Below are 24,992 nucleotides of genomic sequence, written 5' to 3' on the forward strand. Positions count from 1 at the left end.
ATCGGGGGGATGCCGGTCGAGCGCATCCGGCCGCTGCTCGGCACATTGGTCTTGATCCGCGTCGACGAGGGGGGCGGGGGCGGCGATGTCGCGGCGGCGATCGCGCGCGGCTTCGCGGCGATCGCGCACGTCCACCGGGTGATGAGCGCGCAGGCGGCGGACAGCGACCTCGCCGCGATCGCGCGCGCCGGCGGCGGCGCGGCGGTGACGGTCGACCGCGCCACCGCCGCCTGCCTGCGCGCCGCGCTGCGCCTCGCCGCGGCGAGCGACGGACTGTTCGACCCGGTGCTGCCCGGCGACGGCGCGAGCTGGCGCGACCTCGCGCTCGCCGGCCGCCGCGTCCGCGTCGCACGACGGCTGCGGCTCGACCTGTCGGGGATCGCCAAGGGCTATGCGGTCGACCGCGCCTGCGCGGCGTTGCGCGCGGCGGGCGTGCGCCGCGCGATCGTCAATGCCGGCGGCGACCTCGCGGTGCTCGGCGGTGGCTATCGCATCCGGCTCGCACCCGGCCATGCGGCGCCGGCGGCGGTGGTCGCGCTCGACCGCGGCGCGCTGGCGAGCAGCGATGTCGCCGCGGCCTGGGCCGATCGCGGCGCGGCGCAGCATCGCGACGGGCGCAGCGGCGCGGCGGCGCCGGCGGGCTTCGTCAGCGTGGTGGCGCCGCGCTGCCGCGACGCCGATGCGCTGACCAAGATCGTCCTCGTCGCCGGCGCGGCGGCGCTGCCGCTGCTCGCCCGCCATCGCGCCGTCGCCTATTGCAGCCGTGCCGGCGGCGACTGGCAGACGCTCGCGCCCGACGCCGGATCGTGGGGCGCGGCGCGATGACGCCGGCGCGACGCCGATGGGTGTGCCTCGTTGCGGCGCTGCTCTGGGCGAGCGGCGCGGGCTGGCTGGTCGCGCATCACTGGCTGGTCCGGCCGGGCGATTACGGCCCGGTGCCGAGCCCGGTCGAGCCCTGGGCGCTGCGCCTGCACGGCGGCTGCGGCTATGCCGCGGTGGCGCTGCTCGGGCTGCTGTGGGGCGTGCACATCGGCCCGCGCTGGCGGATGCGGCGCGCGCGGCTGTCGGGGGCGCTCTTGGTCAGCGTGACGCTGGTGCTGACCGGCAGCGGCTGGCTGCTCTATTACGTCGCCGACGACGACTGGCGCGCCGGGATCGCGCAACTGCACTGGCTGCTCGGCCTTGCCGGCCTGCCGGTCTTCCTCGCCCACCGGCTGACCGCGCGCGGGCGGGCGCGACGGGGGAGGGCAGCGCCGGACCTCTGACAGAGCCTCCCCATGCAGCAACGGATCGCCGCAAATCATGCGGGGAATAGCCATGTTATTCGCCGCATCGTCAACGCGCGCCTGCGACAGATGGCGACAATTTGGTCAGGAACGATGTCATGTCGCCTGCGTAATCTCCGCATCGACCCAGTCACGGGTCCGGAGAGACAGGCATGACCACCCCCCGTATCCTTCCCCGCATCCTCGGTGCCGTCGGCCTGTTCGCCGCGACGCTCGGCCTTGCCGGCACCGCCGATGCGCAGCGCCACGACCGCGACCGCGACCATGGCCGCTATGAGCGCGATCATCGCGGCCCGCATTACGGCCGGCACGACCGCGGCCGTCACTTCGGCCGGCACGACCGCTGCCGCACCGTGATCCGTCACCACCGCCGCGTCCGCGTCTGCCGCTGACGCAACGGCGATGTCAGGCCGGGCGGCGCAGCGCGCTGCGCAGCCCGGCCGGCAGCTGCGCGGGCGGGCAATAGCGATACAGCGTCGCCGGCCCGCGCGTCGCCAGCGTGAAGCGGCGCGCGTCGAGCACCGTCACGACCTGCCGCTCGGCGACGCGCGGGGCGGGGCCGGCGCCGGCGTCGATGCACGACTGGCGGACGGTATAGCGCCGCCCGGCGCGGGCAAGCACGCGCGCGACGCACGCCCGGCTGTGCGCGCCGCTGAGGCCTTGCCCGTCATATTGGCGGATCACCGCATTGGCGGGATCGGCGCAGCCCGAACCGTGCGAGACGTAGATGCCCGGGATGAGCGGGTAGACGCCGCCCGGCCGTGGCGCGGCGCCTTGCGCGCCAACGCCGGTCAGAAGGAGGGCGAGCAGCGCGGCAGCGGAACGGATCATCCGTCGACAACGCACATGGCCGCGCCCGGTGCCTGCCGCGTCGGACTTGCCGCCGAGCGATAACGGGTGCATATAACGGGCAGGGAGTGCATCCATGCTTGCCGCCTTTCTTGATGACATCCGCGACGCCGATCTGATCGCACCGCGTCGGCTCGCCGGGCGGCTGCGGCTGCCGCTGACGCAGCTCGCCAAGCTGGCGCGGGTCAACCGCAACACGATGACCGCGCGTCCCGAAAGCCCGGCGGTCCAGGCCAAGCTCGGCGAGATCGCGCGGATCATCGCGCGCGCCGCGGAACTCTCCGGCGACGAGGGCAAGGCGATCATCTGGTTCCGCCACCAGCCGATCGCCGGCTTCGGCAAAACCGCCGAGCAGCTGGTCGAGGCGGGCGAGGCGGCGGCGGTGCTGTGGACGCTCGAGTCGATGGATCAGGGCGTCTATGCCTGAACATGGCGCGGCGCGCCGAGCGGACGATGACTGACCTTGTCCCGCTCGCCGGACGTTTCTGGCGGATGCTCGGCGTGCGCTGGCAGCGGCGGCCGTTCGACAGCGGCGCACATCTGACCGGCGGCCGCTGGAACCCGCCGGGAATGGCAGCACTCTACCTGTCTGCCGATCATGCCACCGCGATTGCTGAGATGCATCAGGATCTGGTCAGGCCGGGGACGTTGGTCGCCTTCGACATCCGCGCGGACGCGATCGCGGATCTGCGCGGCGGCGATCCGGCGGTGCTCGGCTGTGCCTGGCGGCGGCTGTTCCAGCTCGACCATTGCGTCCCACCGACCTGGACGCTGGCCGAGACGCTGCGCGATGCCGGCGCCGACGGCGCGCTGGTGCCGTCGGTGCAGCAGGCCGGTGGCAGCAATCTGGTGCTGTGGCGCTGGCACGACACGCGCACGGCCGGTCCGGGTGCGGCGCTGACGCTGCTCGATCCCGAGGCGGTGTTGACCGGCGAGACATCCGACGACGCTAAAAGTTGAACCATTTTGAACTCTTATCCCTATGGTACGCTTCGACCATCCATTGGGTAGGAATGTCAGGGATTGTATCCGCTCCACCGTTACCGTGCACTCGCCGACCTGACCCGTGACGAGGAGACGGCGCTCGTCACGTTGGGCGATGCGCCGGTCACCCGCCCGCCCGGCCATATGATCCGGCCGGAAGGCGCGCCGGTGTCGGGCTTCTACCTCCATATCCGCGGCTGGATCACCTCGTCGATCATGCTGCGCAACGGCGCGCGGCTGATCCAGAAGGTGCATCTGCCCGGCGACATGCTTGGCACGCCGAGCATGGTGCTGCCGCATGCGGCCGATACGCTGACCATGGTGACCGAGGCGACCGTCGCCTTCGTGCCGTTCACGCGGCTCGGCGCGGTCTACACCCGCCTGCCGCGGCTCGCCGCGCTGTTCACCTTCGCCGCCCAGGCCGAGCGGGTGTCGCTGATGGACACGCTGGCGGTGACCGGCCGCGCCTCCGCGCGCGAACAGCTCGCGCGGCTGCTGCTCGACCTGCATGCGCGGCTGCTGCCGCTCGGCCTGGTGGTCGACGACGGCTTCGACCTGCCGCTGACCCAGGAGGCGATCGGCGATCTCGCCGGGCTGACCGCGGTCCACGTCAACCGCAAGCTGCGCGACTTCCGCGAGGAGGGGCTGATCGCGCGCGACGGCACGACGATCCGCCTGCTCGACCTGCCGCGGCTGCGCGCGCTCTCCCCGATCCTGCCGCGCGCGCTCCGCTTCGACGCCGCGTGGCTGCCGCCGGCGATCTAGAGGGTTCACGCAGAGGCGCGGAGGCGCGGAGAAGGTGCGTGAGCGGGTATGTTGCCCGTCATCGGCTCCGAGAGCGCTGGTGCCATGCCCTTATGCCCGCAGGGCGTGGCGCCAGTAGAAGAGGAAGCCGCGCAGCTTGTGGCGCAGGCGGAAGGCGTAGAAGGCGCGGATGCCGGCATGGGTGGTCACCGGGTCGGCGAGGTCGCGCCACAGGTCGGCGATATCGCGCAGCAGCGCGCGCGCGATCCACGCATCGCGCCAGTGTTTGGCGTAGAGCGCGCCGTCGCCGAAGCCATAGCCGGCGAGCAGCCGCGTCTCCTCGTCGCGGTGGCGGCGGCCGTGGTGGTGGTCGACGGTGAAGCGATGGTCGTAATGCAGGCCGACGCCGCAGCGCATCGCACGGAACAGGAAGTCGGTGTCCTCCGCCGCGACGAACGGCGCGCCGGCACCGAAGCGTTCGTCGAACCGGCCGACGCGGCGCGGCACGTCGGCGGTGAAGGCGAGATTGGCGCCCATCACGAAGCCGCCGGGGAAGCGGCCGGCGACCGCGGTCATCGGGTGATCCTCGAGCTTGACCGTCACCGGCAGGTCGGCGGGATCGCCGAGCAGGATGCGCCCGCCGACGATCGCCGGCGCCGGCACCGCGGCGAAGGCGGCGAGCAGCGCGGCGAAATAATCGGCGTGGAGCAGGCAGTCGTCGTCGGTCATCGCGACGATCCGGCCGCTCGCCCGCGCCAGCGCATGGTTGCGCGCCCGCGCGAGGCCGGGCCGCGTCTCGCGCAGGCGATGGACGGGGAAATGCGGCTGCCAGCCGGCGATCACCGCCGCGGTCGCGTCGGCCGAGCCGTTGTCGACCAGGATCACCTCGATCGACACCTCGGGCGCGGCATCGGCGGCGCGCGTGATCGAGGCGAGCGTCGCGGCGAGGCTGGCGCAGCGGTCGCGGGTGCAGACCAGCAGGCTGACGTCGGGCGCTTCGCTCATCCGGCAGCGAGCCGCGCGACCGCGGCGACCGCCTCCGCCATCGTCGCGGCGGCGGCGTTCGGCGTGGCGGCGGGCCAGGTCGCGCGATAGGCGGCGATCTTGCCGTAATCATTGTCGAGCACGACGTGCGGCAGCGCGAGCAGATCGGCGAGGATCGCGCCGTGCAGCCGGTCGGTGACCAGCACCGCACCCTGCGCGATCAGCGCCAGCCCGCGCGCGACGCGGTGGCGCGCCTGCGCATCGCGCGCGGCGATGTCGTCGCCGGCGGGCAGGTCGGGCGCATCGTCGAGCCAGTCGACGACGCGCGCGCCCGCGGGCGGCGGCGCGCCGTGATCGCGGCGCTCGTCGTCGCTGCGCAACAGCATCAGCAGCGGCGCCTCCGCCGGGCCACGCGGCTGCGCGCCCAAGGCGATCGCGGAATCGGGGACGAGCCGCACCGGCGCGGCGAGCCGGTCGGCGGCGAAGGCGAGGCTGGTCGCGTCGCGGACGTAGAGCGTGAAATCGGGATGAGCGTCGGCGAGCGCGACGAAGCGCGCCGCCTCGCCCGGATCACGGAAATGGATCGACTGCGGCAATTGCACCACCGGCCGGTCGCGCACCCGCGCCAGCACCGTCTCGCGGAAGCGCTGGTGATGCGGCCAGATATCACCGAGATTGCCGCCGCCATGGAGAAAGACGACCTCCGCCTCCGCCGTGGCGAGCGCGTCGATGTCAAGATCATGCCATGTCGACACGTAGACGGGTCGACGTCCGGTGATCGCCTCGAGCAAGGCGCATTCGCCGAGCCAGATCGCGCTGTCGCCGACATTGGCGTGATCGGGAAAGTCGAGCAGCGCATAGCGCGTGCCGGCGCCGACATGCGTGCGATAGGCGGCGTCGAGCACCGCCAGCGTCGCGGGCGGGCTCATGCGGCGAGCGCGGCGTGGTCGGCGATCGCCGCGCGGTACAGCGCCTCGCAGCGTTCGAGCCAGCGGTCGCGGCCGAACATCCGCACGGCGCGGTCGCGCGCCACCGGCCGCGGAATGGCGAGCGCCTGCCGTATCGCCGCGGCGAGCGCGGCGACGTCGCCGACCGGGGCGAAGGCGCCCGCCTCGCCAATCACCTCGCGCGCGGCGCCCTGGTCGAAGGCGGCGACCGGCAGGCCGCAGGCCATCGCCTCGGCGGCGACCAGCCCGAACGGCTCGTCCCAGCATGGCGTGAACAGGAACAAAGCGGCGCGGCCGAGTTCGGCGGCAAGCGCCTCGCCGGGCAGATGACCGCGATAGCGGATCGTCTCGCCGAGCAGCGGCGCGACCTCGGCGGCGTGATAGTCGGGATCCTCGATCGGGCCGAACAGGTCGAGCGGGATGCCGGCGCGGCGCGCCGCCTCGGCGGCGAAATGCGGCCCCTTGTTGGGGGTGATCCGCCCGCACCAGATGGCGCGGCCGTCGCCCGTCGCGCGATACGGCCAGGCATCGGTATCGATGCCGTTGTGCAGCACCGACGCCTGCGCCGGCGCACCCTCCGGCCACCAGGCGGCGAGCTGCGTCGCCGAGGTGACGGTGAGCCGATGCCCCGGCGTCGCGCTGGCGCGGACGAACCAGTGCAGCGCATCGTATGGCGGCACGTGCAGCGAGGTGACGGTCGGCGTCACCGCGGTGCGCCGCGGCTCGATCGCGAACCGGTGCAGGCTGTTGTTGTGGACGACGTCATAGCCGCCGGCGGCGATCCGGTCGCAGGCGGCGGCATAAGCGGCGTCGAGATGCGCGATCAGCGGCGCCGAGCCGCGATGCTCCGCCCAGGGGAAGGTTCGCTCGTAATGTTCGGCGACGACCGGATCGATGCGGAAGCGCGGATCGCTGTCGCCCGAGGCGAACAGCGTCACGTCATGGCCGCGCGCCTGCAGCCCCGCGGCGAGCTGCCAGCCATGCGCCTCCATCCCGCCGGCGAACGGCGGGGCGATGCGCTGGCGGACATGGGCGAGGATCGCGATCCTCATGCCGCGGCGAGGCTGTCCGGCGCGGGGTGGGACCCGCGTTCCTCGAGCGTGCGGATCACGCTCGCCGTATTGGCATAGGGCTGGTGGCTCTGCTGGCCGGTCAGCGCATAATCCTCCGGCCCCGGGCGGCGCAGGATGCGCACCGGCCGGCCGGCGGTATCGTCGACCAGCCCCATCAGCCGGAAGGCGTGCAGCCAATGGCCCATCGTCCGATAGCCCCATTTGCTCTCGAACAGCTCCGCGTTGCGCACGACGCTGTCGAGGTGATGGACCGGCGGCATATGGTGCGGGTGATATTGGTGATAGGCGCGCCCACCCTTGATCCAGGCGATGGGGACGCCGGCCTGGTCGAGCGTCTTGCCGAAATCGGTGTCCTCGCCGCCATAGCCGACATAGCGTTCGTCGAACCCGCCGACGGCGAGGAAGGTGGCGCGCCGCATCGCGAAGTTGAGCGACCAGAAGCAGCGATAGTCGTTGCACGCCTCGACCCCCGCCGGCGGCGGGCCGCGCCGGTCGGAATGGCGCACCGCCAGCGCGTCGAACCGCTCCATCGACAGATCGGCGTCGGTCGCCCCGCCGGGCAGGTACATCACCTCGCCCATCAGCAGCGCATCGTGCGTCGCGAGGAAGCCGGCATAATCGGCGACCAGATCGGGGGTCGGGATGCAATCCATGTCGAGGAAGACGAGATCGTCGCCAATCGCCGCGCGCGCCGCGGCATTGCGCGCCGCGGCGAGCGGCAGCGCGTCGGCGACGACGTGCATCTGACGGATCGGAAAGGGCGCGTCGGGCAGGTCATAGGCCTCGGCCTGCATCACCGCGACGATCAGCTCGACCGGCGGCAGGCTCTGCTGCGCGAGGCCGTGGACGAGGTTGACGAGATGCGCGGGCCGCCCCTTGGCGAGCGTGACGACGGATACGGTCATGTGCGGATTCCAGTGGGAGGGATGGGGCCGGTCGGGTGGTTCACGCGAAGACGCAAAGTCGCGAAGGCAGGAATGATGGTCGCGCAGAGGCGCGGAGGACGCAGAGACGATGCGCCTGCCGCGTCAGCGGCCCGCTATGTCGGGTCGATGATGTAAGCCGGTGCGCTGCCGCGCACGAAACACCTCCGCGCCCGCCGCGCCTCTGCGCGAACCGTTCTTCTTCTTTTTCTTCGCGGCTTCGCGGCTTCGCGTGACTCATCATGCCTCCACCACGACCGGCGTCGCCACCACGGACGGCGTCCACAGCCGCTCCGCCAGCCCCTCCAGCCAGCGCGCCGCGTCGGCGGCGGGGTCGGCGGCGATCATCGCGCGCTGCGCGGCGGGGCGGTGATCGCGCCGCGTCGCCGCGAGCGCGGCGCGCCAGCCGTCCGCCGACGAGGGCAGATGCGGCCGCACGCTCGCCACGCCGGCGGCGGCGAGCGCCTCGGCCTTGCGATGCTGTTCGTCGAAATAGCGCCATTCGGGGATCGCCAGCCACGGCCGCGCCGCGGCGAGGATCTGCTGGCAGGTGGTGTTGCCGGTCGAGGCGATGACGAGGTCGGCGGCGGCGATATGATCGGCGGCATCCTCGACCCAGCCGCGGTGCGTCAGATTGGCGGGTTCGGTCGCATGCCAGTCGCGCTGCACCGGGCCGATCGTGATCCAGCGCGCCTGCGGCGTCGCGCGCGCGCCGACCCCCAGCGGCGCGGCGGCGAACCCGCCGCCCCCGCCGCCCGCCACCACCAGGATCATCTCCTCGTCCGTGCCGATCCCCAGGCGCGCGCGCGCCGCGTCGCGATCGCTGACGCGGGTGTCGACGCCGAGCCCGCCGGCGAAACAGGTCTTGGCGCGCATCGTCGCATCCCAGTCGGGCTGGGCGAGATCGGCGTGGAACGGCGCGAGCAGCCCCGCCGCGCCGTCATAGGCGGCGCGATGGCCGGGATCGCCGCGGTCGCCATGCTGGAGCACCTTGACGTGCGGCACCGAACAGATGCGGGCGAGCTGCGCGACCTCCGCCGAGACGTCGCAGATCATCAGCGCCGGATCGGCGGTGTCGAACCAGCCGCTCAGCGTCGCCATCGCGCGGCGGATGCCCGGCCAGCCCAGCGGCGCGCAATGCAGCGTGTCGGGCGTCGCCACCCAGTCCATCGTCCCCGCCTCGTCGCCGCTCGGCTCGAACAACGACGGCAGGCGGACGATCGCGACACGATCGGGCAGCGGCGGGAAGATGTCGTCGCGCGCGCAGAACAGCGTCAGCGGCCGCGTCGGCGGCAGCGCCTGCGCGATCGCCGCGCAGCGTTCGGCATGGCCGCGTCCCTGATGATGGACGAAATAGCCGAACGGCCTCATGCCGCCAGCGCCGGCGCAGGCGCCGCCACCGGCGTCGCGACCAGCCCGAGCCGGTCCAATCCCTCGACGATGCCGCCGGCATGATGCGCGGCGGCGCGGTACAGGCCGGGCCGCGGCGGCAGGCCGGCGAGCTCGTCCCCGGCATTGCCGACGACGATGGCCTGACCGCAGGCGGCGAGCATGTCGGCATCGTTGCCGCTGTCGCCCGCGGCGATACACTGGCCGAGCGACCAGCCGTGGCGCGCGGCATAAGCCGCGATCGCCGCGGCCTTGCCCCCCGCCGGCGCGAGCACGTCGATCAGCCGGCCGTGCGAGAAGATCACCCGCGCCTGCAATCCCGCCTGCCCCAGCGCGGTGCGGATGCGCGCGGCATCCCCCGCGTCGCCGAAGAAGCTCACTTTGTGCGGCCCGGCGGTCTCCGCCGGCTGCGGCGTCAACGCGAGCGGCGTCAGCGTCCGCACCACCGCGGCGCGATCCCAGCCGGCATCGAGCGCGCGCGCATAATCGGCGCAGGCGCGCCAGCCGCCCGCGCCGTCGGCGAGCAGCAGCCGCGTGCCGACATCGACGATATAGGCATCGGGCGCGGGCAGCCGCCAGGCGGCGAGGATCGCCTGCGCCGCGGCATGACCGCGCCCGGTCGCGACGACGAAGCCGAGCGGCGAGGCGGCACGCCACGCGGCAAAGGCCGCCGCGCCGTCCGCGCAGCCGGTCAGCGTATGGTCGATGTCGCAGGCGAGCAGCCGCGGCGCCGCGATCGCGCGGTAGAGCGCGACGCTCTCCGCCGCATAACGCGTCCAGCAATAGGCGCCGACATGCGCCCGCGCCGCCTGTGCATGGCGGGCGTGGCGGACCGGATCGCACAGCAGGTCGCGGCAGGCGGCGGCGATCGCGGCGTCGTCGCGCGGGTCGATCAGCACGCCGTGGCGCAGCCGCGCGACGATCTCGGCAGGGCCACCGTTGCGCGTCGCCACCACCGGCACGCCGGCCGCGGCGGCCTCGATCACGGTCAGGCCGAACGGCTCGTGCAGCGCCGGATTGACGAACACCCCGCCGTCGGCGGCACGCGCGTAGAGCGCGGCGACGTCGGCGGCATCGTGGCGCGGCGGCAGCGCGATCCGCCCGGCGAGCGCCGGATCGGCGGCGAGCCGGTGGAGCTCGGCGAGCACCGCCGCCTCCTCGCCCTGCGCATGATCGTGCCGCCCGGCGAGGATGACGAGATTGGCCGCGTCGCGTAAGCCGGCGTCGCCGGCATAGGCGCGGATGAGGGCGGCGAGGTTCTTCTTGGCGACCGGCCGCGCCACCGCGAACAGGATCGGCCGGTCCGGCCGGTCGAGCCAGTCGCCGAGCCGGTCGGCGAGTGTCGGCCGGCCGGGCCGATCGGCCTCGTGGCGCGGCACGCCGGGCGGCAGGCAGTGGATCCGCCCGGCGACCGCGACGTCATAGCCGCCGATCTGCCGCTCCGCCTCGTCGCGGGTCGAGACGATGATCGCCGCGGCCTCGGCGATCGCGCGCCGCTCGGCGTCGATCCGCGCGGCGAGGCCGTCGCCGCCCAGCCCGGCGGCGCGCTTGTCGATGCCGAGCGCGTGCGGCGTATAGACGAAGGGGATGCCGAAGCGCGCCTGCGCGACGCGCGCCACCGCGGCGGCATCGGCGAAATGCGCGTGGATGACGTCGGGCAGCCGCGGCAGCGCGGCGAGATGCGCGCAGAACGCCTGGATGAAGGCGGGCAATTCGGCGTCGAGCGCCTCTTTCTCGAGATAGGCGGGGGTGGCGGTGGCGATCCGGTCGATCGTCAGACCGGGGGCGACGCTCTCGCTGGCGACGGCATGGCACGGATCGAGCCGCGCGTCGCGGAACCGGCGGGTGACGATCGACACCGCGTCGACCGCCTCGGCCTCAGCCTGGGCACGCGCCGCCTCGAGCACATAAGCGATATGGCCGCCGGTGTCGGCGGTGATCCCGTAGGCGACGGGCGGCGCTTTGAGACAGCCGCCAAGGGCCAGATGCAGGATGAACAATGGACCCCCAAGTTATTGTTCCGGCGAAACGTTTCTTAACGCAAATTGGTTTCGCCGCGGGGCACGCACGCTCTGCTCCGGATCGGGACGGGACCGGAACGTCTGCGCACGGCAGCACCGGCCGGGGCCGGGGGCTTGCGCGCGATTCGCGGCGCGCGGCGCGGGGGCTTGGCACGCGACTCGCGATGACTCATAGAATCGCGATGCCGATCCGCGCCGAGAACCGCTGGCTCTACCCGATCGACTGGCCGCAGCTGTCGCAGGCGATCCGCTTCGGCCGCGCCGCGGCGCGCTGCGAACGCTGCCGCCGCCCGCATCGCCGCCACGTCGCGCATCTCGGCGACGGCCGCTGGTGGGACGGCGCGGCGCAGCGCTGGCGCGACGGCGACGGTCGCTGCGTCGGGCTGCGCGGCGCCGCGCCGCTCGCCGCGGTGCGCACCACCTATGTCGTGCTCGCCTGCGCGCACCTCGACCATGATCCCGGCAACAACCGCTCCGCCAATCTCGCCGCGCTGTGCCAGCGCTGCCACATGCTTCACGATGCCGCCGAGCATCGCTGGCAACGCTGGTGGAATGGCTTTCGCCGGCGCGCGATCCGCGACCTGTTCGAGGACCCGCGGCTTACCCGTCGGCGGCTGGCAGTGGCTGTCGACATGTCGATACGTCGACGTGTCGGATAGCCAGGAAGGTCAGCGCGGTTCGTCGGGCGTCGCGTCATTCGGGGTTCGCGCGGAGGCGCGGAGGCATCACGCGCGGGTCAGCGTGGCCATGCCCCCGCCACGGCCTGAGCGCATCGCGACGGCCATGGCGCACGCGACACCCTCCGCGCCTCCGCGTGATCAAATCGGCAAGAGCGGGATCATACCCGGCAGCGTCGCGCTTTTCGGCTGACGATTTGCTCGCTGCCGCTGACACCGGTGCGCCCCTCTGCGTCCTCCGCGCCTCTGCGCGAACCCTTCAGCCGACGCGGGATACGGCTTACAGGAAACGCGCACCGGCATGGTCGCGGAACAGATCGGCGTCGCGGACATAGTCGGAGAGCACCTGCACCGATTTATGGCGGCTGACCTCCTGCAGCTTGAAGATCGTCGCGCCCTGCGCCGCGCCTTCAGTGATGAAGCCGGCGCGCAGCGAATGACCGCCGAACAGCGCCGGATCATAGCCCGCCGCGGCGGCATGGGATTGCACCAGCCGCGCGATCGCCCGGTCCGACATCGGCGCGTCGGTGAGCGCGTCCTTGCGCGTCAGCCGGCGGAACAGCGGCCCGTCGCGATGCCCGGCCGCCGCCATCCAGCCGAGCAGCAGCGCCTTGGGCCGGATCCGCGCGCCTTCCGGAATCGCGATCACCGCGCCCGCGCCGGTGCGATCGGTCTTCGACTGCGCGATCGTCAGCCGCAGCCCTTCGGGCACCAGCGCGACATGATCGAGCGCGAGCGCGACGATCTCCGACCGGCGCAGCGCCGCGGCCATGCCGATCGCCAGGATCGCGCGATCCCGCCGCGCGCGCAGCCCGTCGCCCTCGACCGCGGCGAGCATCGCCTGCAGCACCGCGGCATCGGCGGGCCGCTTGCGCCGCTTCGCCCCGCCATGTTCCGCGCGGATCCCGGCGAGCACCTCGGCGAGCCGCCCGGCATCGGGCTGCGCGGTCGGCGCCGGATAGCCGTGCGCACGATGATGATGGCCGATCGCCGCGACGCGCCGGCCGATCGTCGCCGGATTGATCCCGCCGACCGCCTGATCGCTGACGAACACCGCGACGACATCCGGCGTCGCCGGCAGCGCGATCAGACCATGCGCCTCGCACCAGGCGGTGAAGATCGCCCAGTCGCTGTCATACGCCCGCCGCGTCGCGGTGGCGCGCGCGGCGCGGGCATAGGCGGCGGCCTGCTCGATCTTGGCGTTGAGGATCGCGGGGAGCGGCGGTTGGTGGGGGATGGGTGCGGCGGGCGAGGCGATGACGGGATGGGGTGCGGATGCGGGCGGCCGGCGGGGCATGGGGGGAGCGTGGCATGCGGCGGCGGCGGTGGCTAGGGGTGTGTCCGGGAATCATGGTTATCGGACAAGAGCGTCTTTATTAGTTCGTGTCAGAACCTAACACATATTGATCAGCTTTGTAGGGCGACAGGCTGCTGTCTCAAACCATTGCAGAGCGACGCGCCTTATGCCTAGCCTTTGCCCATTCCATCGCCGGGCGCTCGATGAACGTCCAGGAAAGCCAGGCGATTGGCAGTATCAGCGTCATGGTCAATGCAAAAAATAGCAATATCCCCACGCCCCCCGTCATTTTCGACCATATTAGCAACTGTATTATTGGAGAATGGTACACATATATTCCAAAAGATATGTCACCGAACCGATTAACCGGCACATGTGGTCCAATCAATCCAACTGAAAGAACCAACATTGTTATTGCTAAGGGTGCCACCAGATCAAAGGTTTGGACACCGAGGGCGACAATGTAGCCCGAAAAAAATACAATCGGCCATCGGAAACGCATTAGATGCTCACGGCTAAAATAAGCCGAAGCGCCTACAGCAAAATATCCAGTCCACCCAGGTAATTGGCGGGCCATCCGAGCATAGAAATTAATATGATTTGTATCTGAAAACCTATTCCATCCCATGCTCCAAGCGTAACCCAACATATATATTAATATAGCCCAGATAACTCCCTTTCTCCCCCTGATCAGAACCAGCATACCCGGCAGGATAAAATAAAATGCAACCTCAATCTTCAACGTCCACCAAGCAGTGTTGATTTCCTGATGTATATTATGCTCAAATGCGCCCGGTATGGTAGGCTGAAAAGTGTTCATTAAAGATAGGTTGGCCAAAAGATAACGTATGCTGGAAACAAATAAAACCATTGGCTCGCGCAACGTCGAGACTGACAGTCCAATGATCAAGGCGAACATGATTGAGGCAGCATAGGCTGGGTAAATACGGCAAAGACGAGATAGAAAGTATACCTTGACGTCGCGTGCACGGTCATAGCTTCCGGTGACCATATAACCGCTGAGACCGAAAAATCCGGCAACAGCCAGATCGCCGCGCGCAATCGTACTATACCATGCCGGCGCCGACAGCCCCGTCATTACATAGCTGTGATAAGCGACGACCATGGAAGCCAGGATCAGGCGAACCAAATCCCAGTTGTTGCGCTCTCGCAAGCGATCGGCCGCGAGCCCATTGGGCCCGATGGATTTGGAAGCTGCCGCCATGGTCGATCAAATCACTTGGTAGATTTTGTTTTTTGAACTTGGGCGTTTGCCGCCGCAAACGATGCCGTCGAGCCTATTCCACGGACAAGACGATTACTGATCCGCGTATTCATTCGGGTTTGCAATCGCTGTGATACCCTGGCCATGGGGATCACATTCGGTGCCATTTTTGCTGCATCCTCACGTTGGCCGACATCGATGGACCGCGCCGCCTGCCGGCTTTCGCTTTGAGCTGCCGTAACAGACGATAACGAGCAACTGATTATGGTAAGAATGATACGCATAGACATTGGGGTTCGATGATCGCGCCTCATCCATTGCCTCCTCGTTGACCCGCGGGAGCGAGCTGCACGCGATCAAATTGCCCGCTTAACGCCGGAATAGCGTCCGACGATCGCGCCATCAGAGCTAGGGTCTGCATCGGGCAGTTCGTCGGAACGGTCATCAGGCCGGAAAAATTTCCCCCCGCAGACGATGAATTAGGAACAGCAACGCGTCCGACCTCCCGTCCATCCTGACATGTCATAACCCAATAGGGCAGTGCCGTATCGGGCTGATCGATGTCGACGCTGTGACCGGTTAAACGATAACTGCCTGGCGGAAGCACCTGAACCTGCCTGACTAATATTCCGCCGACACTGGCCGACGCACTTACGTCAAGCGAATTCCGGTCTATAGAAGCACTCAACCCATCTGCCGCAACAGATTGCCAGTCAAATACGGTCGGGTTCGTCAGTGCTGCTGCGAAGGTCGGATCGCGGCTGGCGTCACGCCGTGCGTTGGCGCGAAAGGACGCGTAATACTGCCACGCTTCCTCAACCGATCCCTTCGCGCTAAGCCGCGCGATCAGCAACTCTTTTGCTACGTTAGAAATGATAGGCTTTCGCAACTCAATATCACGAAACAACGAGGCGGTCGCATTTGGATTGCGTCCGTTCGCAGCAGCATACTCGATGAACAAGCCTGCCCAAGGCGGTTCGGATGTGAGCGTCGTGATCAATCGACTACGGATGCGGTCGTCTCCCATCGCTTCGACGAGAATCGGAAACAGCATCTCACTTGCTTGCTTGGAAATTCTTAGTGCAATATCATAATGATGCAATGTCGCCGAAATGTCTCCACGCGCGACAGAGTCTTCAATCTCCCATAATTGCGCGAGCAAATCACGGCGTGTTAGCTGCTGGCCATACGCAAAAAGCTGCCGCGCCTGTGGTGTATTCTTTTTTTCCTCAGCCCGAAGCCCCAAAGCAGTGACGGCTGCCGCGGCGGTAGCGTCCTGCCGCAGCGCCCGCTGTGCTAGGCTTTCATCGAAGGGTGCGCCTTTGCCTTGAAGATCAAGGACGGTCTTCAGTGCAAGTTGAGCGGTGACCCGGCCATCCCAAGGAGCCAAGGCATGCGCCCGCGCCGGATCATCGTTCTTGATCACCGAAGCCAATGCCGCGGCGAGGCTTAGCGCGCCAAACGCTAACAGTAGGGCAGCCAACACACCGCGAACTATCCAGTCGATCGACGATCGCCTCGGTATGGAGCGCCCTACCTGCATGCTCCGGGATGGATCAGGCCTTCTCATCGCGGCCATAGCCATAACCATATTCGTAGCCATAACCGAAATGAGCTTTTCGCATCTCGAACTTTGTCATCACGGCACCAATGACCCGCGCATTTACACTCGCGAGGCGACTGAGCGCGGTCTTCACCAAGGTCGAGCGAATGCCGTGCGCCTCGACCGTATAGATCACGCCCTGAACGCGAGCGGCGATCAACGGCGCATCCGCTAGTCCCATCACAGGCGGGGAGTCGATCACGACGTGATCATAGCTCTCGAGCAGGCGATTGATCAACACTGGCAGGCGGTTGCCGGTCAACAATTCTGCTGCGTTCGGCGGAATGGGGCCGGCCGACATCGCTGTGAAGCCTAGATCTGCCATTTCGAAGATCATTGTCTCGATATTGTCGTCGCCGGACAAGAAATTGCTAAGGCCGCGATCATGGGACACGCCACCCAGTTGGTGGACCGAAGGCGAGCGCATGTCACCGTCGATCAGGATAACGCGGCGATGGCCACGCGCGAGCGTGGTGGCAAGTGCAAGTGCGGTCGTCGACTTGCCTTCTGCGGGTCGCGTAGAGGTGACGGCCAAGGACCGCGGCACGCCCTGCTCGGTGGTGAACCCCAAACTGGACTGCACCGCAAGATAAGCATCGACGAGATCCGACTTGCGATCCAACAGCGCTTCTTTGGGCGTTGTATTTCTCACCTTTGGAACCGACCCAAGCAACGGCAGACCGATGCGGCGCTCCAATTCGCTTGGGTCCGCGATCGCTTCATCCATTTGCTCGAGCGCGAACGCCGCCAATGCACCCATCGCCAAGCCGGCCAACAAAGAAATTGCCAGATTGATCAGTAGCTTTGGGCTTGACGGCATCTGCGGAACATCCGCCGCATCGACAATGGCAACGTTGTTGACGCCGACATCACCCGCAACGCCGATCTCCTTGAACCGTTGGAGCAGGCCATCATACAGGGCGCGGTTGGTATCCACCTCCTGCTGATAGATATTGTACTGGATGCTACGCCGGCGAAGATCGAGATACTGAGATTTTAGCTGGTTTACTCGGGCCTGAAGCGCATTCTCGCGACCAAGCGCTTCCCGATATTCACCTTGGAATGATCCGGAGACACGCGCTTCTTCATTGGCGATCGACCGGTCAAGCTGCGTGATCTGTGACTTAAGCGCCGCTGCCGCGGGATACGTCGGCTCGAACTGAACCATTAGCCGCTGGTATTCAGCCGTAAGCTCCGCACGACGCTGGCGCAGGCTGTTGATCGCTTGGTTGCGCAGCGTTTCGGCGGACGCGCCCGAACGACCAGCCTGCTGATAGCGTGATTCCGCCTGAATTCGGTCGGCCGTCGCCTGCGTCAATGCGGTGTTCAATGCCGCGAGGTCATCCGCGACAATCGACCGTTCTGACGTAGCACGCCCGTCCGCACCGGTCTGAGACGGCAGATTGATAATCTGCTGCGCAGACGCATAACCGACGAGTTGTCGCTGCGAGGCGTCCAGTCTTTCCTTGAACTCACCCAATTGGCGCTGAAGCAGGTTCCGCCCATAGGACGTCGCCTGGATCTTTCGTTCCAGATTCGTCCTAATAAAGTTTTCCGCCCAAGCATTGGCCACTCGGGCGGACAGTTCGGCACTCGGACTGATAAAGCTGATGGTGACAAGGCGCGAAAGGCGCGTCGGCGAAATATCCACGTTTTTGAGCAATATTCCCCCGGCGGCACGCAGGCGCGCGGGGCGGCCGGATGCGGGATATCGTCCGTTGACCAGCTGAAATGCCGGGTGGTTGCTCGATACGCCGAACAATTGGAAGAACTTAGGGTCATCAACTAGGCGCTGTTCCGTCGCGACGCGCTCGGCCAGCGAGCGCGCATGCAGAAGGCCATATTGAGTCTGGTAAAATTCCTGATCGGCGATGCTCGCTTCGCGTTCCACGCCTTGAAAATTCGTGACCTTGTTGGCCTCGCGCGAAATCTCGATTGTCGTTTCCGCCGTATATTTCGGCGTCATCAACAACGTCACTATCAGCCCCAACAAGAAAAACGCAGCCATCGCGCCAAGCATCACGTAACGCCACCGGATGGCGATGCGGAGATATTGACGGATCAGCGAGGAGCGCGTGGCATCGCCTCCGTCCATTTCCGATCGAGCAGTTCCAGATCCGGTTACGGCATCATGCGGATGAGATATGACTTGGTTCATGACGACGACTCGGCCTTACTGCAGTATCGCGATGAGCGGCGCTGCCAGCAACGGCGCGACCGAAACGAAGTCGCGGAAAAGGCGACGTTGCGGGGAGTCTCCAACGACAATCACATCGTTAGCGTAGATGGGCGGGTCATCGTAGGCGCCGCCTCGAATAGCGGCAATATTGTACAAGCCAGCCATCTTGCGCCCATTCACCGTCCGCAAAATCACAACATCTTCCTGCCTGGCGAACTCAGTCATTCCTTTGGCTGAAGCAACCGCGCGGAGGAGGGTCATCTGATTGGTCACCGGGTAAAGGCCAGGCTCCACGACCTGACCATCAATTGTGACGACTTGGCTCACCGAATTCTTGATGTTGATCGTCACTTCGGGATTGCGGACGTATCGGCCACGCAGAGCCGCCTCCACTGCCCTTGCCAATTCGTCAGCGGTTTTTCCTCGTGCGTCGATCGTGCCAATCAACGGCATTGATATGCGACCGCTGGCATCGACCTGAATTTCCCGGCTGAGCTCGGCGACGTTAAAGACATCGACTTCGATCGTATCTAGCGGCCCGATCAGCGACGGCCGATCTGCAACTGTGAGATCCGCCCGCTCGGGGGCAGGCAGTTCTCCGTTGTTTTGGATGACGGTCAGTCGCGCGGAAGATTCCAACGGGACCCGCTTAGCGCACGCGGCAAGCGCCACGGCCATCGAAAGAGCGATGTAAATTTTCCGCATATTTCCCGAGAAATTCCGCGCCGAATAAGGGATAATCAGTCGCCTATAGATGTAGGGGGTCGCGGGGTAAAGCTGGCGCCCCCTTCGTACCACCGCTGTTCAGCCAAACGGCTGCCAAGACCAGCACCATCATGAACGTCGGCGTGCGTGCTGGATAATCGAAGAGGCTTGCCGCCATTAGCAGCAGGATTGCCGCTGACCCAAATTTGGGCAGACTCGCGTGCGATCGCCAGGCACGGGCACTAGCCCAAGCCCACCAGACTAGAGCCACAATCAGCAACAGCCCGCCGATCACCCCGCCATCCAGAACGATTTCTAGCCAGTCGTTGTGGGCATGATTGAAATAGGTCGGCTTCAAGAGTGCAAAGGGCTCATGCATGCGAAACAGGGTATCAAAGCTCCCGAAACCGGTGCCAAACGGAAGATAATTCCCAATCATGGCCAAGACCGTCGGCAAGCCGCGACTGCGCATGTCTTGGTTCAGATCAGTGGCCAACAGGCGGCCAACAGACACACTGCGTCCGGTAGACACCCCGACGATAGTAAGCGCAACGATAACACATAGCGCCAAGGCAATCAGGGCCGGAAAAGCCCAGCGCGATCTGCGTTGCATCACTCGCTGCAAGCGCTTGCCGATGATCACCGTACCAAGTGCAACGCCAGCGACGCCCAGTCCCAGGCCCGCACGGGAGCCGCTTCCCAAAATCGCCAGCAGAAACAGCAGCACCAATGCGCTCGCCAATGGTCCGCGCCACTGCAGGCGTCCTTCATCCTGAATTGCCCATACCGGCGCCAGCGCACAACCGATGGCCATCAGCAACGCGAAATGGTTGCGGTTGGCGAGCGTTCCCGCCGTCTGCCCCGGTGTGTCGTTGATGAAAGGATTGGCTAGTACCGCTCCGGAAAACTGCAGCAAGCCGATCATCATGCTCGCAGATATGAACACGAGCATCATTGCTGGTAGCCAGTCCTGCTCATCCTTCCGCATTACCGACACCAGCATTAGCGTCGCGAAAGGAATGACGAGAGAGGCCAGCGCATTGATCGTAGCGCCAGGCACAATCGACCAAGGCCGCCAAGGCTGTGTCTGACCGCTGGCCGTTGCTGCTTCCACTAGAATTGCTCTGCCCGGCATCGCTTCCCAGACGCTTGGCGGTAACGGAAGCAATTGGAGCGCCGTCAACAGCGCGGCCGCCGTGACAAAAAACATCACCGGCTTGACCTGACCCAGCCGCGGCCTTGGCGCCAAGACAGCTGTGATCGCCAATAGCGCCCAGCTAGCGCCGCGTACGACCGCTTGCCCCATGACATCGGCACGCGACGCGCCCCCCGCTATCCATACAACAGTGAGAAACATCGCGAACAAGCCAAGTGACAATGTTGGGCGAAACCGCGATGAAGACAGACGTTGGCTCTTCATCGGCTGCCCTTAGGTCCTGATCCACGGCGCAACAAGAGCGGTCGGGCCAGTTCGGCAAGAACGTTCGTCAGTTAATCGCCTTGGCAATGGTTTCTTGGTACAGCGCGGCGACATGCACCCAGTCCTGTGGGAGCGTTTGCGTGATGTAAAGGTGCCCCTCGCGTTGCAGGATTGCCGCCTGGTCGGATGACATTGCCAGCGCATTGCGCAAAATCATCACATCCTCGGATGTGCCATCGCAGGCAATAACTGCGGGACGCAGCGACGTCGGCGTTGCCTCACCGATCCGGGTGGCGACGATCGCGCCATTGCTCAATCCCGCCAGGACGCTGCCGCGGCGTGCCGATACCCCGTCCCTGAACGGCAGATACAGAATCTTGGTGTCCGCAAGCTGCCAGGCCACCGCCTCATCATCCAGCCCCAGAGTCAACGTGACGCCGATCGCAGCGCAACGATCTGCCACCATCGCACCGAAAGCTTCGTAGCCCTTCGGAATTTCTCCTATGATTGCGATATGCGCCAAGGGCACCGCAGTCCGCATCACGGCGATGACATCGAGGAAATCCTCCAGCCCTTTGTTCGGCCGGATATGCCCGAAATACGCGACGTCGATCGAACGCCCGACAAAGTTCGGCTGGCTCTGCGCCCGGGGGATATTGCTCAGGATGCCGATCACGGAGGTCGGCACCTTCGACGAAAACCACTTGAACGCCCTCGCCCGATCCCGCTCCACTTCGGTGGTGAAAATGATGCTCACCGAAAAGTGGGACGCCACCGCCAAAGCAATCTGTGCCTTACGTGACAGTGACGTGAACTCATGGAGAGCTAGCACCGATCGATAGCGCCGCGTAATCCATCCGATCATGATCAGGATATGCGGCACCAGGCTCCAACCATATCCCTGCGTTGGATATTGAATGACGATGTCGGTCGGTTTCAAAGCAAACAATCGCCAAACTATTCGCGGTAGGGCACTCAAAGACCAGTCGCGCTCAACGAATAGTTGCCAGTTTGACTGAGCTGCTTCCATCAGCCGCGCCGTATAGTCGCCAACGCCGCATATATCCGGAGGATAGGCTCCCGACACTATGAGTATCCGTTGTTCGGTCGTATTCGACATGGCTAGCAGGTCTCCAGCCAAGCGACGCCAGCGTAAAAGTCACGCCTTAACTCATACTCGCAAGCAAGCTGCGGTCGATCCATTTCCTGCCCTGGCCGCAAGGCGGCGAGCGCCGCCACCAACGCCGCAGGTGTTTCGAACATCTCCGCCGAGCCCGTATAGAATTCCCGAAAGACGGGAGTGTCGAGCAGAAAGGTCGGACATCCACTCATCAGGGCCAGAGCAACGGGCCGAGCAAAGCCTTCCCCTTCTGCAACGGAAACAGCAATGTCGATTGAACGGATGAATGCGGGCATCGACAGACTGTCGCTGCCAACGACTTCGATCGCCAGCTCGGGATAGGCAGCACGCAGCCGTTCCGTATAAGCATTGTGATGACCGAAAATTCGCCACGAGACCGATGATCCCTGTCTCCCGGCCCGAACAGCTGCGAAAAGTGCATCATAGTTTTTCTTTGAAGAATCCGAACCGAACAGCCCCACCACGATCTGCCGCCCAATGGTCACTACACCGCTTGGCGGAGCAGGAACTGGACCACCCACATGGTTTGGCAGATAGCGCATGCGAGCTTCCTCTACGCCGCACCGTTTCAGGAAGCGGAGGCCATCTGACCGATTGATATAAGCCACGGCGCTTCTTGAAAGCGTGAGCGCCATACGAAAGAGCGCCAACTTGATCGCACCGGTTCGTCCCGTGAACGGAAAGCTGTCATGTACTACGACGACTTGACGCCGCATGAACGCCACAGGATGGGCACTCGGCGTAAAGACGAGTTCTTCCTGCCGATGCGCGCGAATCATCTCCGCCAAAAGCTGCTTCCTAGTGAGAACCCGGACTTTTGCCGTTGGGATTCTGGCCAATACGGTTTGCGCCAACGTTTCTGCTCTAACCCAAATCTCCCTCACCGAGGCGCCAAGCGCCTCCGTGTAATCAAGACCGTAGTGGAACAGCCCATTGCTGTGCCTGATGAACCACATGTTCACGACAATCATATTGTCTCTTCAAGGTTCGACCAAAGAAGTTTTCTTTGCATAGAACAGTCGTAGTGCTAAAGCCCAAAAGGCAAAAAACTTTGCCTTTTCTTTAACATCAATACACTGAATATACGGAATGATAGGGTACGTACAGCTCCAGATACGGCGTTAGTGAGCTTAGCAGTAGCGCTAGTGCAAATACCAAAAGATAAAGGGTATAAGGGACTTTTAGAGATTTTAGATCATAGAAAACTAAAGGCATTAAAACTATTTCAACAATGGAATAGTAGGTGCTTATGATCTGAAAAATTGGTGCGGCAATCATAGAAAAGTAAATAGCACAACCCGCTATATAAATATTATACAGCTTTTGCACATATGGACTTGGCTTTGCATATTTCATATACATGACAAGAATGGCGATGACCGATCCCCGCTTCAAGGCACCGAGAATAGCTTGCCGCGCAAAGTCTGTATTTGCATCATATTGCGCATCACCGGAGGTGTAGAAGACCAGCTTGGAGACGACCGAGAGTCCGGCGTATTGGGACAAGGCATTAGCCAGCCCTTCAAGCAAGCTGAACGAAATGCCAGTAATTCCCAGCGCCAAGCTCATCACAAGTATGAAGATGACCGTGGGCGCCCGCCAGGCTTTTTCACTCACAATCAGGCCTGGTAGCGCCGCCACAGACGTGCGATGCATCAGCGCCGCCAATCCAAAGGGCACCACCCATCGCGGCCATCCCTGGCTAAGACGTCGCGGCCGCGCCAGGAATAAAAATCCGACACAAGTAAATCCTATCGCAATCATACGACGATTGCTACCCATAAAATGGGTCATTCCGTAAGAAGCGTAGAACAAAAAAATACCCATACAAGGTAGCTTTGTGCTACGTTCTATAAATACATATACGGCTCCTACCGCAACGATTGCATCTATCATCAAGAATACCGTGTATTCTCGGCTAAATAGATAAACTAACTTATTAAATATTATGTATCCATAGTCAATTCCGAACACCACTGACTCATAGTCAGAACTAGAGTCGGATGTATAGAAAATTTTGTAGTAAGGAAACCAGTCGGTACCCGTCTCCCATCGCAAGCCGATGAGTAGGATAATCGTGAGGGCACCAGCCCTCGCCATCCACTTGGCTAGTATCTCGTTTTCGTAAAAAAGCTCGATAATCATAGCCATAGCGAGACAGGCGTAGATTATAAGATAGATTCGACCTTCATCGAATATTATATCAATGCTCGTCAGCATCAGACTACATTCGATTTAGCGTTAATGGACACGATATTAGCTTGGTCTAGGCGGAACGTATCATAATGCTGCTCTATATGCGCTAACCGATTGAGACTGCGCACGAAGAAGAAGAAGCGGGACCGCCCAACCATGCGGAACAAAAGACGCAAGCCCGTATGCGCGCGCTCGAGCAAGCGGTCGGCATTGGCCACCGACCGAGTGGTTGCCTTGTCCATTGCCAGATCGGCACCGGGAGATTTGCCCAGCAGCCCTCGCGTCACCAACGCCGCATAGAAGCTGCCCACTCCAACGCCGAAAGGGTCTGCTGCGAACCCGTGCCGCTCCAGCCAGACACGAAATAAGCGGCGATGGCTTGGTAGAATTTGCGTATCGTCCGCAAACCGTTCGAACCCATAAGGGATTGAGAGGTAGCGCGCCATCTCATTTGCACGTTCGCTGATCGCCTCTGCATAAGCTGCATAGACAGGCCGAAGATCCGGATGATCCTCGACATCACTTAGGTTTAATTGAGAGAATTCGCCATCAATGATCTTCTTGAAATCAAATCCCGAAAAATGCAAGAATACGAGAGGAACAGCATTTTCATCGTCAGTTGCGGATGCACGTGGCGTTACGCAGAACGTACCGTCGCGAGCGACAATTTTGCGTTCATGGTAATTCCATGGCGCCACGTTGCAGCCGAGATGGCGCCAGACTTTGACCGCCCCTGAAGAAAACAGGGCTGGTACAAAATCAATCCAGCGTTGATCAGTATACAGCGCATTGTAATGGTCGTTAAAAGCTTGACGCTGCAACCGAGCATGCCACCATACCAAGAACTGCGTCGTCTCGGGATCGGATCGCAGACCGAGAAAGCCCAGATTGTAGACACCGGTTGCCAAGATACCGCGATCCGCCCGCGGACCTTCGGTTTCCGACGGCACGCAGAGATGCGGCGTGATTAAAATTGCGCTGCTATCCAATTCGCGCAATATATGCTCGACGTCCGCGGTCAGGAATGTATCCGGATCCATATACACGCATTTATCGTAACCATCCGCAAACGCATGCATGAAGCATGCCGCTTTCAATGCGGTGCAAAATTCCGTGATGTTGTACATGAAAGCCATGTTGGCAAACTCGACCGCATCAATGAACGGTTCAAGCGCAGCGGGTGCGGAGATAATCGCGTCGTTTGCCGCCATATCGGAGCCGATCTCGTCGGCAACGTAGATACGGAAATCGATGTTGGCACCATGTTTAGCAACCGATTTTCCAAGGACCTCGGCCAAGCCAACATAATTTCTGGCGCAGATCGTAAAGATGAGTGAAGACATGTTTGT

At 64.4% G+C, this 24,992-nt stretch carries 24 protein-coding genes; 7 read left to right on the forward strand and 17 right to left on the reverse strand.

The features are described from left to right. Positions 1-9: 9 nt before the first annotated feature. The 3 genes from V8201_RS12345 (at position 10) to V8201_RS12355 (ending at position 1,678) form a co-directional block, all read left to right on the forward strand. Entirely contained in the window at positions 10-825 is an 816-nt protein-coding gene (locus tag V8201_RS12345; protein WP_336545483.1) for an FAD:protein FMN transferase, read from the forward strand. Continuing rightward, positions 822-1,265, forward strand: a complete 444-nt coding sequence (locus V8201_RS12350; protein WP_037534004.1) for a hypothetical protein — start codon at positions 822-824, stop codon at positions 1,263-1,265. Before V8201_RS12345 ends, V8201_RS12350 begins: the two co-directional genes overlap by 4 nt. A 173-nt stretch (positions 1,266-1,438) precedes the next feature. Further along, on the forward strand, positions 1,439-1,678 hold the full coding sequence (locus tag V8201_RS12355) for a hypothetical protein (protein WP_037533950.1): 240 nt from the start codon (positions 1,439-1,441) through the stop codon (positions 1,676-1,678). Positions 1,679-1,691: 13 nt separating this feature from the next. On the opposite strand, the gene V8201_RS12360 is transcribed toward V8201_RS12355, so the two are convergent. Next, entirely contained in the window at positions 1,692-2,117 is a 426-nt protein-coding gene (locus V8201_RS12360) for a hypothetical protein (protein ID WP_037533949.1), read from the reverse strand. A 94-nt stretch (positions 2,118-2,211) separates the two neighbouring features. Between V8201_RS12360 and V8201_RS12365 the strand changes: the two genes are divergently transcribed. From V8201_RS12365 to V8201_RS12375, 3 genes are all read left to right on the forward strand, one after another. Continuing rightward, positions 2,212-2,562, forward strand: coding sequence for a hypothetical protein (locus V8201_RS12365; RefSeq protein ID WP_037533948.1), 351 nt, complete (start codon positions 2,212-2,214; stop codon positions 2,560-2,562). A 26-nt stretch (positions 2,563-2,588) separates the two neighbouring features. Next, positions 2,589-3,095 (forward strand): RES family NAD+ phosphorylase, encoded by a 507-nt coding sequence (locus V8201_RS12370; protein ID WP_336545484.1) that lies wholly within the window; start codon positions 2,589-2,591, stop codon positions 3,093-3,095. A 63-nt stretch (positions 3,096-3,158) separates the two neighbouring features. Beyond that, entirely contained in the window at positions 3,159-3,884 is a 726-nt protein-coding gene (locus V8201_RS12375) for a Crp/Fnr family transcriptional regulator (RefSeq protein ID WP_336545485.1), read from the forward strand. Between the two features lie 90 nt (positions 3,885-3,974). Here V8201_RS12375 and V8201_RS12380 read toward each other — a convergent pair whose 3' ends face one another. The 6 genes from V8201_RS12380 to V8201_RS12405 form a co-directional block, all read right to left on the reverse strand. After that, entirely contained in the window at positions 3,975-4,868 is an 894-nt protein-coding gene (locus V8201_RS12380) for a glycosyltransferase family 2 protein (RefSeq protein WP_336545486.1), read from the reverse strand. Further along, entirely contained in the window at positions 4,865-5,776 is a 912-nt protein-coding gene (locus tag V8201_RS12385; RefSeq protein ID WP_336545487.1) for a polysaccharide pyruvyl transferase family protein, read from the reverse strand. The genes V8201_RS12380 and V8201_RS12385 overlap by 4 nt, the downstream gene beginning before the upstream one ends. Then, positions 5,773-6,846: a glycosyltransferase gene (locus tag V8201_RS12390; protein ID WP_336545488.1), complete on the reverse strand. Its 1,074-nt coding sequence runs from the start codon at positions 6,844-6,846 to the stop codon at positions 5,773-5,775. The genes V8201_RS12385 and V8201_RS12390 overlap by 4 nt, the downstream gene beginning before the upstream one ends. Next, positions 6,843-7,772, reverse strand: coding sequence for a glycosyltransferase family 2 protein (locus tag V8201_RS12395; RefSeq protein WP_336545489.1), 930 nt, complete (start codon positions 7,770-7,772; stop codon positions 6,843-6,845). Before V8201_RS12395 ends, V8201_RS12390 begins: the two co-directional genes overlap by 4 nt. Before the next feature lie 258 nt (positions 7,773-8,030). Next, entirely contained in the window at positions 8,031-9,161 is a 1,131-nt protein-coding gene (locus tag V8201_RS12400; RefSeq protein WP_336545490.1) for a hypothetical protein, read from the reverse strand. After that, positions 9,158-11,179, reverse strand: coding sequence for an HAD family hydrolase (locus V8201_RS12405; protein ID WP_336545491.1), 2,022 nt, complete (start codon positions 11,177-11,179; stop codon positions 9,158-9,160). Before V8201_RS12405 ends, V8201_RS12400 begins: the two co-directional genes overlap by 4 nt. 185 nt (positions 11,180-11,364) lie before the next feature. Between V8201_RS12405 and V8201_RS12410 the strand changes: the two genes are divergently transcribed. Further along, complete coding sequence (locus tag V8201_RS12410; RefSeq protein WP_336545492.1) at positions 11,365-11,859, forward strand: hypothetical protein; 495 nt, start codon at positions 11,365-11,367, stop codon at positions 11,857-11,859. Between the two features lie 298 nt (positions 11,860-12,157). Here V8201_RS12410 and V8201_RS12415 read toward each other — a convergent pair whose 3' ends face one another. From V8201_RS12415 to V8201_RS12460, 10 genes are all read right to left on the reverse strand, one after another. After that, entirely contained in the window at positions 12,158-13,174 is a 1,017-nt protein-coding gene (locus V8201_RS12415) for a site-specific integrase (RefSeq protein ID WP_336545493.1), read from the reverse strand. 139 nt (positions 13,175-13,313) lie between these two features. Further along, positions 13,314-14,324 carry an acyltransferase family protein gene (locus V8201_RS12420; protein ID WP_336545494.1) on the reverse strand — a complete coding sequence of 337 codons (1,011 nt, stop codon included), beginning with the start codon at positions 14,322-14,324 and terminating at the stop codon, positions 13,314-13,316. Between the two features lie 385 nt (positions 14,325-14,709). Beyond that, a complete protein-coding gene (locus tag V8201_RS12425) occupies positions 14,710-15,825 on the reverse strand; it encodes a hypothetical protein (RefSeq protein ID WP_336545495.1) in 1,116 nt (371 codons plus the stop codon). A gap of 130 nt (positions 15,826-15,955) precedes the next feature. Continuing rightward, on the reverse strand, positions 15,956-18,160 hold the full coding sequence (locus V8201_RS12430) for a GumC family protein (protein ID WP_336545496.1): 2,205 nt from the start codon (positions 18,158-18,160) through the stop codon (positions 15,956-15,958). Between the two features lie 15 nt (positions 18,161-18,175). Then, the gene (locus V8201_RS12435) at positions 18,176-18,820 is read right to left on the reverse strand and encodes a polysaccharide biosynthesis/export family protein (protein WP_336545497.1); all 645 of its coding nucleotides are present in this window, start codon (positions 18,818-18,820) and stop codon (positions 18,176-18,178) included. A gap of 109 nt (positions 18,821-18,929) precedes the next feature. Further along, positions 18,930-20,306 carry an O-antigen ligase family protein gene (locus V8201_RS12440; protein ID WP_336545498.1) on the reverse strand — a complete coding sequence of 459 codons (1,377 nt, stop codon included), beginning with the start codon at positions 20,304-20,306 and terminating at the stop codon, positions 18,930-18,932. A 67-nt stretch (positions 20,307-20,373) separates the two neighbouring features. Beyond that, a complete protein-coding gene (locus tag V8201_RS12445; protein WP_336545499.1) occupies positions 20,374-21,426 on the reverse strand; it encodes a glycosyltransferase family protein in 1,053 nt (350 codons plus the stop codon). A 2-nt stretch (positions 21,427-21,428) separates the two neighbouring features. Further along, on the reverse strand, positions 21,429-22,418 hold the full coding sequence (locus V8201_RS12450) for a glycosyltransferase family protein (protein WP_336545500.1): 990 nt from the start codon (positions 22,416-22,418) through the stop codon (positions 21,429-21,431). A gap of 97 nt (positions 22,419-22,515) precedes the next feature. Further along, entirely contained in the window at positions 22,516-23,667 is a 1,152-nt protein-coding gene (locus tag V8201_RS12455) for an EpsG family protein (RefSeq protein ID WP_336545501.1), read from the reverse strand. Continuing rightward, a complete protein-coding gene (locus V8201_RS12460; protein ID WP_336545502.1) occupies positions 23,667-24,986 on the reverse strand; it encodes a glycosyltransferase family protein in 1,320 nt (439 codons plus the stop codon). The genes V8201_RS12455 and V8201_RS12460 overlap by 1 nt, the downstream gene beginning before the upstream one ends. Positions 24,987-24,992: the final 6 nt, after the last annotated feature.

This window comes from Sphingomonas kyungheensis (genome assembly GCF_037120395.1).
GTDB lineage: Bacteria > Pseudomonadota > Alphaproteobacteria > Sphingomonadales > Sphingomonadaceae > Sphingomonas > Sphingomonas kyungheensis.